Below are 15,660 nucleotides of genomic sequence, written 5' to 3'. Positions count from 1 at the left end.
GTGCATATTTTGTCGTAGTACCGGATGGTCCCGTACACCTGGTTTGCCCTGATCGAGGAAGGCCCCCTCCATGAAGCGTTTCCCGGTGATCGGTGTGCTCTGCCTGAGCGCGGTGTTCGGTCTCAGCGCGTGCTCCGACGACAGTCCCTCGCCCGCCGAGGAGGCCTCCGAGGCCGCGGCCGACCTGTGCACCGACCTGAACGCCCTGAAGGCCGACACCGCCAAGCTGAAGGCCCTGAACCCCGCCGTCGCGACCAAGGACCAGATCGAGGAAGCCCACGACGCCGTCCAGCAGGACTGGGAGAGCGTCAAGGAGAACGCGAGCAAGATGAAGGACGCGGAGCGGTCCGCGGTGCAGTCGGCCGCCGAGAACCTGAAGAAGGGCTACGAGGACCTGCCGGGCGACACGACCGGCAAGGACGCGCTCACCCAGCTCCAGCCCCAGATCCAGCAGCTGGGCGACGCCGCGTCCACCGCCTCCTCCGGCCTCAAGTGCGGGTGACCGCTCCCGTCCCCTGCCGCCGCTCCGCGCAGAAGACCCCGCCCGGCCCCCCGGGCGGGGTCTTCTGCCGCGTCAGGGCTCGTGGTCCTGGTCCTCGAACGGGAGCCGCCCTCCGCTCCGCCTGCGCATGCCGATCCTCACAGCGCCGAAGAGGGCCTTGGCGATGACGCCGACCACGACCAGGTCGGCGACCATCTGCACGATGGCCAGCACGCGCCCGGTCCCGGTGACCGGGACGATGTCGCCGAAGCCCACGGTCGCGAACACCGTGACCGTGAAGTAGAGGGCGTCCGTGCGGTTCAGCGGCTCGGAGAAACTGCCCGGCACGCTATCGGAGAGCATGTGGTACGTCGCCGAGAAGACGACGAGGAACAGCGGTACGGCGGTGGCCATCGCTTCGAGAGCGGACAGCCGCGGATACTCCGAACGGGCGATGGCGGAGACCTGCCAGGCCGTCAGCAGACCGAAAGCCACCAGTCCCAGCACGAGCGTCAGGACCGTCAGGACGCCGAAGCCGCCGTCCAGGGGCGCCACGTAGTAGAGGGTCGTGAGCAGGCCCGCAGCGGCCGTGGCGCGCACGCCGTGGATCAGCAGGGCGCGCCGGCGGCGACGGGCTGCGTTGCGTTCCATGCCTTCAGGAGAACGGCCCTGACCTCATACGGCGACCGGAGACGCTGCCCTACGCGCGCCGCGTTGATGCCGTGATGCCGTGATGCCGTGCTGCCGTCAGCGCGTGAGGTCGTAGAGGCTCGTGCCGCCCAGCCACAGGCCGAGGGAGAGACAGGCGAAGACGATCGCCGGGTCCTTGTGGTTCGAGAGCCATGCCCGCATGTCCGCCAGCGCCCGCGCCGCCCGCTCGGGGGCGAACACCATGTACAGCTCCATCGCCAGCAGGGTGGAGGAGGCCAGGACGCAGAAGCCGAACAGGGCCAGGTACGTGGCGCTGTCGGAGAGGTTCGCCTCCATGACCGTGGTGGCGGCCGCACCGACCATGCCCCACGGCTGGAGCAGCACCGCGAGCCCGGCGGCGGACCACGCGGACGCCTGGTCCATACGGGAGGCGATGGGGTGCGCGTCGTCGTCGGCGGCGGGGCCGGGCCGGGGCCCTTCGGGGCCCGGTGTGCCGGCGGCCCCGGTCCGCCGCCGTCGCCGGTGTTCGGCGTAGGCGACCAGCCCGATGCCGATGACCAGCCGGACCGCGAGCCCGGCGGTGGACGGCGGGGAGCGCGGCGGCGGGGGCTGGCCGCCGGTGAGGAGCAGGACGACGGCGATCACGGCGACGAGGCAGCCGAGCCAGGCCAGGATGAAGGCGAGCCCCTTCCACAGGCCGCCGGGCGCGGACACCACCAGCACGAAGGCCATGATGGGCAGCGGATAGAGCGTGATGATCAGCCCGATGACGATCAGGTCAAGCACCATCGGCTTTTCCCCGTCGGTGTATTGCCCCCTCCTCAGGTCGGGAGGGGAATGCTCACGCGTCCATGGTTGCCCTGCCCCACGGACGGGTGCAAAAGATGCGGCATGCGCGCCAGGGCCAGGATCCTGGCCCGAGCCCCGCGAGCCCCACGAGCGCCGACGGGTTCACTCGCGGTCCGGGGGCGGGGCCGGGCGGTCAGCAGGGCCGACGGCGCCGCTCGCGGCGTCGGCGACGCGGCCGCCGGCCGCGAGCAGGGCCAGGACGGCGAGCACCGCGAGCAGGATCAGCACCAGCAGCAGCACCGTCAGCACGGTCGGGTGGTTCCACAACGCGAACACGAGCGCGATGACGAGCAGCACGCCCACGGTGAGCGCGTGCCGGTGGGCTTCCACCCACCGGCCCGCGGAGCCCGTGTGCACCCCGTGTCCGGCGCCCCAGCGGGCGGCGGAGTCGGCCGTACGGTCGGCCCGGCCGCGCACCCCGCGCGGCAGCCGGCCGGCGCCGGACAGGTAGGCGCCGAGCGCCACGACGACCCCGAGGACGATCGCGGTCCGCAGACTGACCCGCAGGAACCGCACCAGGGTGTCGAAGACGGCCGCCGCCGCGGCCGGGGACTGGACCTCCGGGGGAAGGTGGTCGAGGTAGTAGCGGCGGCCGACGACCAGGGCGATGGCGACCAGCAGGCAGGCGAACGCCGCGCACAGGGCGGTGGTCACCAGGGCCCTCCGCCGGCGCCGGGCCAGCAGTACGCCGGCCGCGCCGAGGACGACCGTGAGCACGGGCAGCCAGTTGCCGAGAACGTCGAGCAGCCGCACCGCGCCCCTGATCTGCCCCAGCTTGTCGTTCTGGAAGAGCACCATCTTCTTGTCGACCTCAGGGATCTTCTCCGCCGGGGAGACCCCGGCGGCCACGAGCTCTTCCTTGACCTTGTCCACCGCCTCGCCGACGTCGAGGGTGACGGTGCCTCCGTCGACGCCGACCGCACCGCGCCCCTGGCCGGTGAGCGCGTGCACCACCGCGTTGTGGGCGGCGCGGTTGGCCCCGGTCCACACCTTCTCGAACCGGTCGCTCTCGACGAACCGGGTCGCCACCTTGGAGACGACCTGGTCGACGGCCGAGTCCAGCTGCGGGCCCAGCGCCTTGACCGCCGCGCCCACGCGCGGCGGCAGCCCCTGCGACTCCAGCCACTTCGCCAGGTCGGCCGTGATCTGGGAGCCGTCCACGCGTGCGTCGGCCGCCTTCGTGATGCGGCCCACGGCGGCTTGCTCGATCGCCGGGTTCGAGGCGAGCGGCTTGACTGTCGAGACGTACCGGTCGGTGTCCAGCACGATGTCGTGCACCCAGACGGTGAGCAGGGAGATCGGTACGAAGATGCACGTCAGCGTGATCAGTACCGCCGACACGGCGCTCTTCGCGATGCGCCCGCCACGGGATCCGCCGCCCTGCGCGGCGGTCGGCCGGGCGGTCGGCGCCGTGCCGGGCGGATCGCCGGGTGACGCGGACGGCTCGCTCATGGCACTCCCGGGGACGACGGGGCACGGCAGGGCGCGGCGGACAGCCGCTCCCTGCCATTGGACCCAGGCCGTCACCGGACGCGCCTGTTCAGCTGGGCCCTACAGGTGACGTCGCCTCAGCCGGCTCAACCGCCTCAACCGCCTCGCTCGTCTCAGGCGCGGGGCGCCGCAGGCGAGCATCGCGTCCTGCGGGGAGCGGCAGGGGATCGGAGACGAGGGGGGCTGAGGATCAGAAGGGAACGGAATCGGCCGGTCCGACGATGCCGAACAGCGCCCCCTCGGGATCGCGCAGAGTGATCTCGTGCGGGCGCGGACCGGAGTCCGCCGCGGAGACGGTGCTGCCGCCCAGACCGATCGCGGCCTTCACCGCGGTTTCGAGGTCGGGCACCCGGAAGTGGACGTGCCAGTGCGGCCGCAGGTTCGGGTCGGGGGCCTGCGCGAGCGTCCCGCCGTGCAGGCGGGCCACCGTACGGCCCGCGTGGCGCAGCAGGATGCGGTTGTCCTCCTCCACGTAGGCGACCTCGCAGCACCCCGCCTGGGAGCAGGCCCAGTCCAGGACCTCGCCGTAGAAGATGGCGGCGTCGAAGGCGTTCCTGGTGCGCAGTTCCAGCCAGGCCGGCGCCGCATCGCCGCCCATGCCCCAGTCGGGGATGGCGTCGCCCTGCCAGATCCCGAAGACCGCGCCGTCGAGGTCGGCGGCGAGCGCCGCCCGTCCCGTACCGAAGGCGAGGGGGCCGACGGCGACGGTCCCGCTGCGCTCCAGGATGCGTGCGGCCGTGACGTCGGCGTCGTCCACGGCGAAGTACGGGGTCCAGGCGACCGGGATCGTGACGCCGGTGGGCATGGAACCGAGGCCGGCCACCGGGATCCCGTCGCTGAAGCCGACGGCGAACCCCCCGCCGAGGCGGTCGTTCCCGAACCGCCAGCCGAGGACCGCGCTGTAGAAGGCCTGCGCCGCGCCGATGTCGCGCGCCATGAGGCTGACCCAGCAGGGTGCGCCGAATGTTTCGTGACTCGATGTCGACACGCCTGTCATCCCCATCCGCCGGTGCGGCCCCGGATGCCCCTCCCACGGTACTCGCGGGAGCTCCCGGGAAACGTCGGCCACATCCTCGTGGCGCCGCCGCCCGCGCCCGCGCCGACACGGCGGCCGGCGCCGCCACCCCACCCGGCGGAACGCATCCGGCGCAACGCATCCGGACCGGCCGGGTCAGGACTGCCGGAGCTCGGCGGCGGGACCCGTACCGTGCGGTGCCCGGCGGGCAGCGCGTGCCGGCCGGAGCCGGGAGGGCCGGTAGGGCCGGAGGAGCCGGGGCTGCACCCGGCCTGGTCCGTCAGGCGCCCTTGTCCGCCGACGTGTCATCCCGCGTGTCATCCGGAGCGTCCTGCGGATCGTTCCGCAGCCACAGCGGGTGCTCCCGTTTCGCCCAGACGCGCTCGACCGACCCGGTACGCATGCCCCTGCGTGCCTCCGGGTCGGCGAGCGCCATGCGGATGTGCCCGGCCACCACGATGCCGATGGCCAGGGCCAGCCAGTCGTGCACGAAGGTGGCGCTCGTGCGCCACACCAGCGGCGTCAGGTGCGTGAACCACATCAGCAGACCGGTCGCCAGCATCACGAGGACGGCGCCCGCCACCCACGACGCGTAGATCTTCTGCCCGGCGTTGAACTTGCCCGCGGGCCGGGACCCGGAGCGGCGGTCGCGCCGCCGTACCGCGCGCAGCCACTTCCGGTCGTGCGGCCCGAAGCGGTTCAGCCTGCGCAGATCGGTCCGGAAGGCGGGAGAGGCCAGACCGAGCAGGAAGGGTGCGGGCAGCAGGATCCCGGCCCATTCGTGGACGGTGACGACGAGAGCGCGGCGGCCGACGAGTTCGGCGACCTGCGGTATGTAGAGAGCGGCCGCGGTCGCCACACAGAGCAGCATCAGGCCGGCCGTCGTGCGGTGGATCCAGCGCTCGGCGCGGGTGAACCTGCCCACCCGCCCGGCCGGTTCAGACCGTGGGTGTGTCACTGCGCCCATTGGATCCGCCGACCCAGGCGTCGACGTCATAGCCCCGCTCCTCCCAGTAGCCGGGCCGCACCTCGGACGTGAGAGTGATCCCGGAAAGCCATTTCGCCGACTTGTAGAAGTACATCGGCGCCACATAGAGCCGGACCGGGCCGCCGTGGGAGTGGCTGACCGGCTTGTCCTGCATCTGCAGAGCGACCAGCACGTCGTCGCGCCGGGCCTGCGGGAGGGTGAGGCTCTCGCTGTACGTGCCGTCGAAGCAGGTGAAGCGGATCGCCTTCGCCTCCGGTCGGACCCCGGCCGCGTCCAGCAGGAGGGACAGCCTGACGCCGGAGAAGGGCGTCTGGGGGACCCGCCAGCCGGTGACGCACTGCACGTCCCGTACGACACGGGTCTGCGGCAGTTCCCGCAGCGCGTCGAGGGTGTACGTCGTGGGGTGGTCGACCAGGCCGTCCACGGTGAGCCGGAAGTTCTGCTCGTTCTTGCGGGGGACGGAGGAGACGACGGAGTAGTAGCGGAAGCCGCCGCCGTTGGGCAGCAGTCCGGTGAGTCCGGTCGGGTCCTTGTCCGAGGCCGCGCCGAGGAAGGTCTCCGTCGCGCGCTGCACATACGGCGCGGCGACGAGGCTCCCGGCGCCGAGCCCGATCATGCCGAGCACCAGACGGCGCCCGACGGGGGCGCCCTCGGTGTCGTCGGGGTTGTCTGTCGTCACCCCTTCAGTCGACCACCACGGGGTGCGGATGGCCAGGGAGGTCCGGGCGACGTCAGACTTTCGTCACAGACGGTCCGAGGCCGGTGGCGTGCCGGATTCCGCGGCACGGCGGTACTCGGCGTTGATGCGCTGGGCTTCTTCGAGCTGGTCTTCGAGGATGATGATGCGGCAGGCGGCTTCGATGGGGGTGCCCTGGTCGACGAGCTCCCGGGCGCGTGCGGCGATGCGCAGCTGGTAGCGGGAGTAGCGGCGGTGGCCGCCCTCGGAGCGGAGCGGGGTGATGAGGCGGGCTTCGCCGATGGCGCGGAGGAAGCCCTGGGTGGTGCCGATCATCTCGGCAGCCCTGCCCATGGTGTAGGCGGGGTAGTCGTCGTCGTCGAGTCGCCCGTACGAGTCGTCTGCTGTCATTTGCACCTCTCTGTGAAACGCGTAGAGGGGCCCTGGTGCCGTACGGCACCAGGGCCCCGAAGGAACTACTACACCACCTGCCGGCCCTGATACTGCGCCGGCCTTCTGTGTCCGCCGACCCGACCCAGTGGCTGTCGGGTGTGCGGGGATCGCGGTTGCTTGACCGGAGACCACCTCACTATCGATGTCCTGCGGTACCCGGTCGCGAGACTTCCGACCGGGCGATCCTGATGGCGCCGCGTTCCTCCGTTCTTCCCTCGGTGATCAGTTTCTTACCATGGGGTACTGCTCACTGACATCACTGCTGGGTACTGCTGGGTACTGCGTACTGCCGTCACGGGCCCGCATCCGTCATGCCCGCGGTCCCGCTCTAGGCGGCCCCTGATCACTGCGGGCCACCCGGTCCAGCCGTCAGTTCCGTCGCCATCCTGCGAAAGCCCCGGCTTCGGAACTCCACCGCCGCACCGTCCTGCGTACTGCGATTTCTCTCTACTGCTGATCCTGCTTGCCGGCAGTTCGTCTCTGCCAGGCCCTGCTGTCTCTCTGGGCTACGTGAGAAACCATACCCAGGCCACCACCCGATGTCTACTCCGGCCGACATAGATTTTCGTGTGTCCGATGGGCAGGTAATCGACCTCGACGAGTGACCCCGAGGGCGCGGAGCGCCACATGGCGCGGTCGCTCCCCGATACGCGGGAGGGCCCGGCCGGCGTGTGCCGGTCGGGCCCTCTGGGCTGACCGCAGTCAGCGCACGTTCGCTCGTGGGTCGCGGTCAGGCCACCGCGGGAACGCCGAGCAGCGCGGAGGCGCGCTGGAAGGGGTCGAACCCGCGGGCGGGTTCGACAGCCTGGGGAAGGCCGCGGCAGGTGAAGCCGAGCTTGGTCATGGCCCGGACGACCTCGCCGGCGCTGAAATCGCGGCGGTCCTGGCGCGTGAGGATCTGACCGACCTGTTTGACGGGGTAGGTGCGGCGGCCGATGACCACGCACTCGCCGGTGGCCTCCTCGGGCTTGACGCCCTTCATGGAGTCCAGGACGCCGCTCTTGGTGAGCTCGAAGGGGAAGCGGGCGATGACACAGCGCACGATCGATGCCTCACAGGAAGAGGAAGGGGAGGGTTCCGCCGGGGTGAGGCGGGTCAGGCGAGGGCGAGGGCGAGGGCGGGCGCGGGGGTGCCCGGGGGGCCTTCCTGTCCGCCGGTGGCGGTCGGGGCGCCGAGCCGGCGCAGGCGCAGGGCCCGCCCGGCCGTGAGGGCGGTGGCCGGGGTGAGCGGCTCGCCGTCGCCGGAGACGTCGCGCAGCCGGAGCCGGTCGGTGTAGGCGGAGCTTTCGCGGACGGCGGTGAGCCGGGCCAGGGTGACGCGGCCGGCGGCGAGGCCGTCGCCGTCGCAGACGAGGAGGTGGGCGCTGCGGGCGCCCGCCATGACGGCCAGCGCCACCTCGACGGTCATGTCGTCGCAGACCTGGAGTTCCGCCGGGTCCATGGGGTCCCAGTTCCTCACCGTCCCGGGCGCGGGGGCGGTCTGGGCCGAGCGGGGCTGCATCTGGACCAACATCACGACGTGCCTCCTGAGGAGATGGGTCAGCTTCCGGATCACGCGGCGCTCAGGCCGCCGCCTTGACGGTGGACCGTCGCGTGCCCACGCGCTGGGCAGCCGAAGCGGAACCGCGTCGACCGCGGGAGGGGGTGCCGCCGCCCCTACGCCCCTCGGCCGGCGGAGCGGTGATCGTCACGGGGACGCCCGACGGCGCCTGGGCGCCGGTGATCCTGCGGAGTGCTTCCTCGCCGGAGCGGACCTGAGTGGTCTTCGGCACGATGCCGGCGTCCTGCATGAGCCGGGTCATCCCGCGACGCTGGTTGCCGGTGACCAGGGTGACGACACTGCCGGACTCGCCGGCTCGCGCCGTACGGCCGCCTCGGTGCAGGTAGTCCTTGTGGTCGGTCGGCGGGTCCACGTTGACGACGAGGTCGAGGTTGTCGACGTGGATGCCGCGCGCGGCGACGTTCGTGGCGACCAGGACGGTGACGTGCCCGGTCTTGAAGCGGGCGAGGGTGCGGGTGCGCTGCGGCTGCGACTTTCCGCCGTGGAGGGCGGCGGCCCGGACACCGCTGTTGAGGAGCTCCTCGGTGAGGCGGTCCACGGCGTGCTTGGTGTCCAGGAACATGATCACTCGGCCGTCGCGCGCCGCGATCTCCGTCGTCAGCCGCTGCTTGTCGGCGCCGTGCACGTGCAGGATGTGGTGCTCCATCGTGGTGACCGCGCCCTGGGACGGATCGACGGAGTGGACGACGGGGTCGGTGAGGTAGCGGCGGACCAGGAGGTCGACGTTGCGGTCCAGGGTCGCGGAGAACAGCATCCGCTGGCCCTCGGGGCGGACCTGGTTCAGGAGCGCGGTGACCTGCGGCATGAAGCCCATGTCGGCCATCTGGTCGGCCTCGTCGAGGACGGTGGTGGCGACCTGCTCCAGCCGGCAGTCACCGCGGTCGATGAGGTCCTTGAGGCGGCCGGGCGTGGCCACGACGACTTCCGCACCACCGCGCAGTGCGGCCGCCTGCCTGCCGATCGGCATCCCGCCGACGACGGTGGCCAGGCGCAGCTTCACGGCGCGGGCGTAGGGGGTGAGGGCCTCGGTGACCTGCTGGGCGAGTTCCCGGGTGGGGACCAGGACCAGGGCCAGCGGCTGCCGCGGCTCGGCACGCCGACCGGCCGTGCGGGCCAGCAGGGCCAGGCCGAAGGCGAGGGTCTTGCCGGAGCCGGTCCGGCCGCGGCCGAGGACGTCGCGGCCCGCCAGGGAGTTGGGCAGTGTCGCCCCCTGGATCGGGAACGGCACGGACACGCCCTGCGCGGTGAGCGCGGCCAGGAGCTCGCCGGGCATGTCGAGGTCGGCGAACGCCTCGACGGCGGGCAGCGCCGGGGTGATCGTCTTCGGCAGGGCGAACTCTCCCCGCACCGCGGCAGGACGCGGGCCGTAGCCGCCTGAGCGGCTCGGGCCTCCCGAGCGGTTCGGGGCGGACGAACCGGAGCGACCGCCTCGGCCGGAGGCGCCGGGGGCGCCGTACGTGTGGCTGCCGCCGCTGCGGCGGGCGAGGGGAGAACGACTGTTCGTGCGTGTGGGGTTCATGCAGAACCTTCCTTGATACGGCGCGTATCGAGGAATTCCCGCAGCGGATGGACAGCAAGGGGAATCACAGGCACGGGCCGAATGAAATGTGAAAGCGAGCGGATTTGCTCAGACGGAGAACCGTCGGCGCACGGGCGGGCGGGATGAAAAGCCGCGGCCGCGCAGGCGCAGGTGAGAAGGTGCTCAATGCACGCAGCTGGGGCCCGCACCCCGAGGGATGCGGGCCCCAGCTACGAATCGTGCGTCAGCGTCAGGCGGAAACGATGTTCTCGGCCGTCGGGCCCTTCTGGCCCTGCGCGATGTCGAAGCTCACCTTCTGGCCTTCCTGCAGCTCGCGGAAGCCCTGGGCGGCGATGTTCGAGAAGTGGGCGAACACGTCGGCGCCGCCACCGTCCTGCTCGATGAAGCCGAAGCCCTTTTCCGCGTTGAACCACTTCACAGTGCCAGTAGCCATGCCATGTCTCCTTTGGGGCAGTACGCCGGCCTCCGTACCGTACGGACGCCGTGTCGCCGCGATGATGCCCTGCCCGGAAAATGACCGGAAATAAGCGCTTCCGTTCGGCGTGTGCCGGCCGGAGGCGCTTGAAGTTTTACGGGTACCAAAACTGCAACTGACTTCGACAGTAGCATGCATCCATAAAATGTGTGCGTCGAATGTTTCCCCTACGTGGTGCCGACAAAAAGCCTGGCCGCCGGGGCGGCTAAATTCTCAGGCCGCGAGCACAGGTATTCATTCGGCCTCAGGCGTTCTCGGGGGCGGACGGAGTGACCCACTCGACGAACTGGACGATCACGCCGTTGGGGTCGGTGACCTGGAAGAGGCGCTCGCCCCAGGGCTCCTCGCGCAGCGGCATGGTGATCTCGACGCCCTCGGCGCGCAGCCGCCCCTCCTCACCCTCGATGCCGGTGGCGGTGAAGGCGAGGATCAGGCCGGAGGCGCGCCGGTCGCGCTGGTCGGCCGGCAGCACCTCGGTGCCCCGCGCGAGCAGGACGATGTCCACCGCCGCGTCGTCGCGCGACAGCGAGGCGAATCCCTCGGCGGCGGCCTGCTCGGTGTAGCCGAGGTGGGTGGTGAAGAACCGCTGGGAGGCGGCGACGTCGTCGACGGTGAGCGAGACGGTGGACGCGGTGATCTGCAAGGCGCTTCTCCTCATGGATCTTCGGACGGCGGGGGCACGGGCCGACGCCTGCAGGCCGGGGGTAAACTTGCGACGGACGTAAAATTAGCCCGAGGGTGGTAAGGGTGTCAATATAAAAATGCTACGGATGTAAGATTGCTCCATGACCGCTGACGCCACTTCGCCCGCACCCCTTCCCGGCCTGCGGGAATCGAAGAAGCAGGAGACCCGGCAGCTCATCTCCGACGTCGCCACCGGCTTGTTCCTCACCCAGGGGTTCGAACGGACCACCATCGCCGAGATCGCCGCTGCCGCGCGGGTGGCGAAGAAGACGGTGACCAACTACTTCCCCCACAAGGAGGACCTGGCCCTGGACAGCCAGGACGCCTTCACCGCCTCGCTGGCCGATACGGTGACCGGCCGCCGGGCCGGCGAATCGGCGCTCTCGGCCCTGCGCCGCGCCTTCGCCGACGCGGCCGCGGACGCCGACCCGGTCGCCGGGTTCTCCGGCCCCGACTTCGCCCGCATGATCGCCGACAGCCCCACCCTCACCACCCGCCTGCGCGACCTGCACGACCTGCGGGAAACCGCCCTGGCGGACGCCTTGGCCGACGCCACCGGCACCCCCCGCGGCGACATCACCCCCCGCACCGCCGCCGCCCTGCTCGGTGCCGTGCACCGCACCCTGTTCCAGCGCATCCAGGAACTCACCCTCGCCGGCCAGGACAACGCCCGTATCCGCGCCACCGTCGCCACGGAGGCGGACAGCGCCTTCGCCCTGCTGGAACCCTCGCTCGCCGACTACGCCACAGCCTGACCGGACGAGGGGGCCGGGACGCGCAGGTGTGCTTCCCCTTCGTTCTCCGGGCCACCGTTCTCCGGACCACCGGGCCGTTCGCCGGCTCCCGAGCACGTCAGAGAGGGTGCATTCCCTGACGAAGCCCTCCTGGTCGATGCGGTGGTGCGTCGAGGCCCGCCTCAGCGGCTTCCCGGTGCTGCCTGACACTCCGACAGTCGTTAAACCACAGAGCGACCACGCACACCGTCCCCGACGTCGCTGCCGAGCCGGAGGTCCGCAGGGACCCCCGGCTCGCTGAGACGCTCGGGGCCATGGGGTGCGCCCGTCGCCTCGGCCTGGCCGCAGCCCACTGCTCGTGTGGTGGCAGATCGGCCACGGTCGGGTGAGCCATCCGACGAACCAGGAGCCGTAGTGACCGTTCAACGCATCGACGTGATTCACCCTGCCGACCTGAGCCCGGCGGACCTGGAGCTGTGGGGCGAACTGCGGGCGATGACGGCACCGGAGGCCAACCCCTTCATGAGCCCGGAGTTCTGCCAGGCGGTCGGCCGTGTCCGGCCGGGTGCCAAGGTCGCGGTGGTGCGACAGGACGGCGAGCCGGTCGGGTTCTTCCCCTTCGAGCGCGGCCGGTGGGGCCGCGGCCGTGCGATCGGCCTGGGTGTCTCCGACTGCCAGGGCGCCGTCCTGCGCCCCGGACTGGCCGTGGACCCGCACGAGCTGCTGCGTGCCAGCTCCCTGTCCGTCTGGGAGTTCAACCACCTGGAAAGCGGCCAGGACGTGTTCCTGCCGTTCGCGACGGGGCGGTTCGCCTCGCCCGTCATCGATCTCACCGGCGGGTACGCCGGCTACGAAAGCCTGCTCCGGGCCGGCTCCCGCACCTTCTTGAAGTCGACCCGGGCACAGGAACGCCGCCTGGCACGGCAGGTCGGGCCGCTGAGGTTCGTGTTCGACGAACGGAACCCGGCGGCCCTGCGAACGCTGATGACGTGGAAGTCCGCCCAGTACCGCCGAACCGGCCGGCGCGACCGGTTCGCACAGGACTGGATCAACAACCTGGTGCGCATGCTCGCCGAGACGGACGCCCTCGCCTGCTCGGGCCTGCTGTCGGTGCTCTATGCGGGCGAGCGGCCGGTCGCCGCACACTTCGGTCTGCGCTCGCGCACCGTGCTGTCGTGCTGGTTCCCCGCTTACGACCGGGCCCTGGCCACGTTCTCCCCCGGACGCGTCCTCTACCTCCGCATGATCGAGGCAGCTGCCGCCGCGGGCATCGACCTGCTCGACCTCGGCAGGGGCGACGCCGTCTACAAGGACTCCCTCAAAACGCGGGAGCTGATCGTGCACGAGGGCGCCGTACTCCGGGCCGGACCCGGGGCGGCTCTGCACTGGCTCAGCCACGAGCCACCGCGAGCCGTCCGCGGGTTCGTTCGTGAGCGGCCCCGGCTCAAGGCCGCAGCACTGCGCACCCTGAAAGCAGTCGGCAAGATCCGTGACCGTTGCCCGTGAACAGCATGCGGGCAACGGTCCCGCCCTCACGGACCGGGCATCGGCACCTCCCGCCGAGACCCCGTGGTTCCCGGCCGCTGCGGTCCGGCGGGCGCCGTGGGATCCCAGTCGCTGACGGACCCCCGCGGCGCGGGAGTCCGTCAGCGCCGTCAGGCGCTGGGGTCGTGTGCGGCGCCGACGAGTTCTTCGAGGAGGTCTTCCATGGTGACGAAGCCGAGGACGGTGCCCTTGCTGCCGGTGACGGCCGCGAGGTGGGTGCCCGCCGCGCGCATCGCGGTCATGGTGTCGTCCAGCGGTGTGTCGAGTGCGACCTTGGTGATCGGGTGCAGCGACGTACGCGGGAAGGGCTGGTCGCGCTCGGGTGCGCCGAGGGCGTCCTTGATGTGCAGGTAGCCCCAGATCTCCTCGCCCGGTCCGGTGACCGGAAGGCGGGAGAAGCCGTGGTCGGAGGCCGTGCGTTCCAACTGTCGCGGGGTGATGTCGTGGCCGACGGTCGCCACGCGCTCCAGGGGCACCATCACCTCGCCGACCGGGCGGGTGCCGAGCTCCAGGGCGTCCTGGAGGCGCTCGCCGTCCTCGGGGCCGAGGAGACCGGCCGCGGAGGAGTCCTTGACCAGGCGGGCGAGTTCGTCGTCGGTGAAGACGGAGCCGACCTCGTCCTTGGGCTCCACCTTCAGCAGCCGCAGCAGCGCGTTGGCGAAGGCGTTGATGCCGAACACGAACGGGCGCAGCGCCCGGGTCAGCGCGACCAGCGGCGGCCCGAGGAGCAGCGCGGTGGGCGCCGGCGCGGCGAGCGCGATGTTCTTGGGGACCATCTCGCCGATCAGCATGTGCAGGTAGGTCGCGAGGGTGAGCGCGATGACGAAGGCGATCGGGTGGATCAGGCCCTCCGGCACGCCGATGGCGTGGAACGGCGGCTCCAGCAGGTGCGCGATGGCCGGCTCGGCGACCGCGCCCAGGACCAGCGAGGAGACGGTGATGCCGAGCTGGGCGGTGGCCATCATCGCCGAGAGGTGTTCCAGCCCCCAGAGAGTGGTCCTGGCCCGCAGGTGGCCCTTGAGCGCGGCGGGTTCGATCTGGCTGCGGCGTACGGAGATCAGGGCGAACTCGGCGCCGACGAAGAAGGCGTTGGTGATCAGCGTGAAGGCGCCGATCAGCAGCTGGATCGCGGTCATCGGACATCCTCCCCGGAGGCGGTCTCATCGTCGGCGGCGGGCGCGGGTGCGGTGATCGTGACCCGGTCCGCGCGGTGGTGCTCTATGTCGAGCACGGTGAGTTCCCATCCGGCGACGGTGACGGTGTCGCCTTCGGCGGGGATGCGTTCCAGCTCGGTGGCGAGCAGGCCGGCGAGGGTCTCGTACGGGCCCTCGGGCACGTCGAAGCCGATCTCCTGCAGTTCGTCGAGGCGTACGCTGCCATCGGCCTCCCAGCCCTTGCGGCCGTCCTGCTCGGGTGCCTCGATGAGGTCGGGCACCTCGATCGGGTCGTGCTCGTCGCGGACCTCGCCGACGACCTCCTCCACGATGTCCTCGACGGTCGCGACACCGGCGGTGCCGCCGTACTCGTCGATCACCACCGCCATCGTGCGGGCCTTGCGCAGCCGCCCCAGCAGGGTGTCCACGGGGAGCGAGTGCGGCACCAGCAGGGCGGAGGTCATCAGGTCCGTGACCGGGGTCTTGATCCGCTGTTCCTCCTCCAGGGCGAGGACGTCGCGGATGTGGAGGGTGCCGATCACCTCGTCGAGGGTGTCGCGGTAGACGGGGAAGCGGGAGACTCCGGTGGCCAGGGTCAGGTTCGCCGCGTCGGCGGCGGTGGCCTGGGCCTCCAGCGCCCGGACGTCCACGCGCGGGGTCATCACGTTCTCCGCGGTGAGCTCGGCCAGCTGCAGGGACTTCACGAACAGTTCCGCCGAGTCCGCCTCGATGGCTCCCTCACGGGCCGAGTGCCGGGCGAGAGCGACCAGTTCCTCCGGGGTACGGGCGGAGGCCAGCTCCTCCGCGGGCTCCAGTCCGAAGCGGCGTACGAGACGGTTCGCGGTGTTGTTCAGGTGCCGGATCAGGGGGCCGAAAGCAGCCGTGAAAGCGCGCTGCGGACCGGCGACGACCTTCGCGACGGCCAGCGGGCGGGAGATCGCCCAGTTCTTCGGCACCAGTTCGCCGACCACCATCAGCACCACGGTCGAGAGCGCGACGCCCAGGAGCGTCGCCGTGGTGGACACCGCCCCGGAGGGCAGGCCGACGGCTTCCAGCGGGCCGCGCAGCAGCGCGGAGACGGACGGCTCGGCCAGCATGCCGATGACCAGCGAGGTCACCGTGATGCCCAGCTGGGCGCCGGAAAGCTGGAAGGTGAGCCGCTTGGCGGCCTTGAGGGCGCTCTCGGCGCCTCGCTCACCGGCCGCGGCGGCCCGTTCGAGTTCACTGCGCTCGACGGTGGTCAGCGAGAACTCGGCGGCGACGAACACCGCACACGCCAGCGTCAGAGCGAGCGCGAGGAGCAGCAGCAGGACTTCGGTCACCGTGCCACCCCCGCTCCCGGCTCAGTGGTTCTCGGGCAGGGC

17 protein-coding genes are annotated in these 15,660 nt (G+C 71.3%); 3 read left to right on the top strand and 14 right to left on the bottom strand.

What is annotated here, in order from left to right; all coding sequences use genetic code 11:
• The first annotated feature begins 70 nt into the window (after window positions 1-70).
• Window positions 71-502, top strand: a complete 432-nt coding sequence (locus ACFWFZ_RS25095; RefSeq protein WP_387125167.1) for a hypothetical protein — start codon at window positions 71-73, stop codon at window positions 500-502.
• Between the two features lie 72 nt (window positions 503-574).
• On the opposite strand, the gene ACFWFZ_RS25090 is transcribed toward ACFWFZ_RS25095, so the two are convergent.
• The 12 genes from ACFWFZ_RS25090 to ACFWFZ_RS25035 form a co-directional block, all read right to left on the bottom strand.
• On the bottom strand, window positions 575-1,132 hold the full coding sequence (locus ACFWFZ_RS25090; RefSeq protein WP_387125165.1) for a potassium channel family protein: 558 nt from the start codon (window positions 1,130-1,132) through the stop codon (window positions 575-577).
• Between the two features lie 96 nt (window positions 1,133-1,228).
• Window positions 1,229-1,921 (bottom strand): GAP family protein, encoded by a 693-nt coding sequence (locus tag ACFWFZ_RS25085; RefSeq protein WP_387125163.1) that lies wholly within the window; start codon window positions 1,919-1,921, stop codon window positions 1,229-1,231.
• Between the two features lie 162 nt (window positions 1,922-2,083).
• Entirely contained in the window at window positions 2,084-3,433 is a 1,350-nt protein-coding gene (locus ACFWFZ_RS25080; RefSeq protein WP_387125161.1) for a hypothetical protein, read from the bottom strand.
• 229 nt (window positions 3,434-3,662) lie between these two features.
• Window positions 3,663-4,469 carry a VOC family protein gene (locus ACFWFZ_RS25075; protein ID WP_387125159.1) on the bottom strand — a complete coding sequence of 269 codons (807 nt, stop codon included), beginning with the start codon at window positions 4,467-4,469 and terminating at the stop codon, window positions 3,663-3,665.
• Between the two features lie 298 nt (window positions 4,470-4,767).
• On the bottom strand, window positions 4,768-5,454 hold the full coding sequence (locus ACFWFZ_RS25070) for a cytochrome b/b6 domain-containing protein (RefSeq protein ID WP_387125157.1): 687 nt from the start codon (window positions 5,452-5,454) through the stop codon (window positions 4,768-4,770).
• On the bottom strand, window positions 5,426-6,091 hold the full coding sequence (locus tag ACFWFZ_RS25065) for a molybdopterin-dependent oxidoreductase (RefSeq protein ID WP_387125317.1): 666 nt from the start codon (window positions 6,089-6,091) through the stop codon (window positions 5,426-5,428). The genes ACFWFZ_RS25070 and ACFWFZ_RS25065 overlap by 29 nt, the downstream gene beginning before the upstream one ends.
• A 126-nt stretch (window positions 6,092-6,217) precedes the next feature.
• Window positions 6,218-6,562, bottom strand: a complete 345-nt coding sequence (locus ACFWFZ_RS25060) for a MerR family transcriptional regulator (protein WP_387125155.1) — start codon at window positions 6,560-6,562, stop codon at window positions 6,218-6,220.
• Between the two features lie 772 nt (window positions 6,563-7,334).
• Window positions 7,335-7,646: an SCO5918 family protein gene (locus tag ACFWFZ_RS25055; RefSeq protein WP_387125153.1), complete on the bottom strand. Its 312-nt coding sequence runs from the start codon at window positions 7,644-7,646 to the stop codon at window positions 7,335-7,337.
• 53 nt (window positions 7,647-7,699) lie between these two features.
• Window positions 7,700-8,119 (bottom strand): CBS domain-containing protein, encoded by a 420-nt coding sequence (locus ACFWFZ_RS25050; RefSeq protein ID WP_387125151.1) that lies wholly within the window; start codon window positions 8,117-8,119, stop codon window positions 7,700-7,702.
• A gap of 46 nt (window positions 8,120-8,165) precedes the next feature.
• Window positions 8,166-9,683: a DEAD/DEAH box helicase gene (locus ACFWFZ_RS25045; RefSeq protein WP_387125149.1), complete on the bottom strand. Its 1,518-nt coding sequence runs from the start codon at window positions 9,681-9,683 to the stop codon at window positions 8,166-8,168.
• 250 nt (window positions 9,684-9,933) lie between these two features.
• Window positions 9,934-10,137 carry a cold-shock protein gene (locus ACFWFZ_RS25040; protein ID WP_072489439.1) on the bottom strand — a complete coding sequence of 68 codons (204 nt, stop codon included), beginning with the start codon at window positions 10,135-10,137 and terminating at the stop codon, window positions 9,934-9,936.
• A 286-nt stretch (window positions 10,138-10,423) separates the two neighbouring features.
• On the bottom strand, window positions 10,424-10,822 hold the full coding sequence (locus ACFWFZ_RS25035) for a VOC family protein (protein ID WP_387125147.1): 399 nt from the start codon (window positions 10,820-10,822) through the stop codon (window positions 10,424-10,426).
• A 142-nt stretch (window positions 10,823-10,964) separates the two neighbouring features.
• Between ACFWFZ_RS25035 and ACFWFZ_RS25030 the strand changes: the two genes are divergently transcribed.
• Window positions 10,965-11,618: a TetR/AcrR family transcriptional regulator gene (locus ACFWFZ_RS25030; protein ID WP_387125145.1), complete on the top strand. Its 654-nt coding sequence runs from the start codon at window positions 10,965-10,967 to the stop codon at window positions 11,616-11,618.
• Between the two features lie 393 nt (window positions 11,619-12,011).
• Window positions 12,012-13,103 (top strand): GNAT family N-acetyltransferase, encoded by a 1,092-nt coding sequence (locus tag ACFWFZ_RS25025; protein WP_387125143.1) that lies wholly within the window; start codon window positions 12,012-12,014, stop codon window positions 13,101-13,103.
• A 149-nt stretch (window positions 13,104-13,252) separates the two neighbouring features.
• On the opposite strand, the gene ACFWFZ_RS25020 is transcribed toward ACFWFZ_RS25025, so the two are convergent.
• Entirely contained in the window at window positions 13,253-14,278 is a 1,026-nt protein-coding gene (locus tag ACFWFZ_RS25020; protein WP_387125141.1) for a hemolysin family protein, read from the bottom strand.
• Window positions 14,275-15,618 carry a hemolysin family protein gene (locus ACFWFZ_RS25015; RefSeq protein WP_387125139.1) on the bottom strand — a complete coding sequence of 448 codons (1,344 nt, stop codon included), beginning with the start codon at window positions 15,616-15,618 and terminating at the stop codon, window positions 14,275-14,277. Before ACFWFZ_RS25015 ends, ACFWFZ_RS25020 begins: the two co-directional genes overlap by 4 nt.
• Between the last annotated feature and the right edge of the window lie 42 nt (window positions 15,619-15,660).

Source organism: Streptomyces sp. NPDC060232, from assembly GCF_042726555.1.
GTDB lineage: Bacteria > Actinomycetota > Actinomycetes > Streptomycetales > Streptomycetaceae > Streptomyces.
This window is presented reverse-complemented; position numbering and strand designations above follow the sequence as displayed.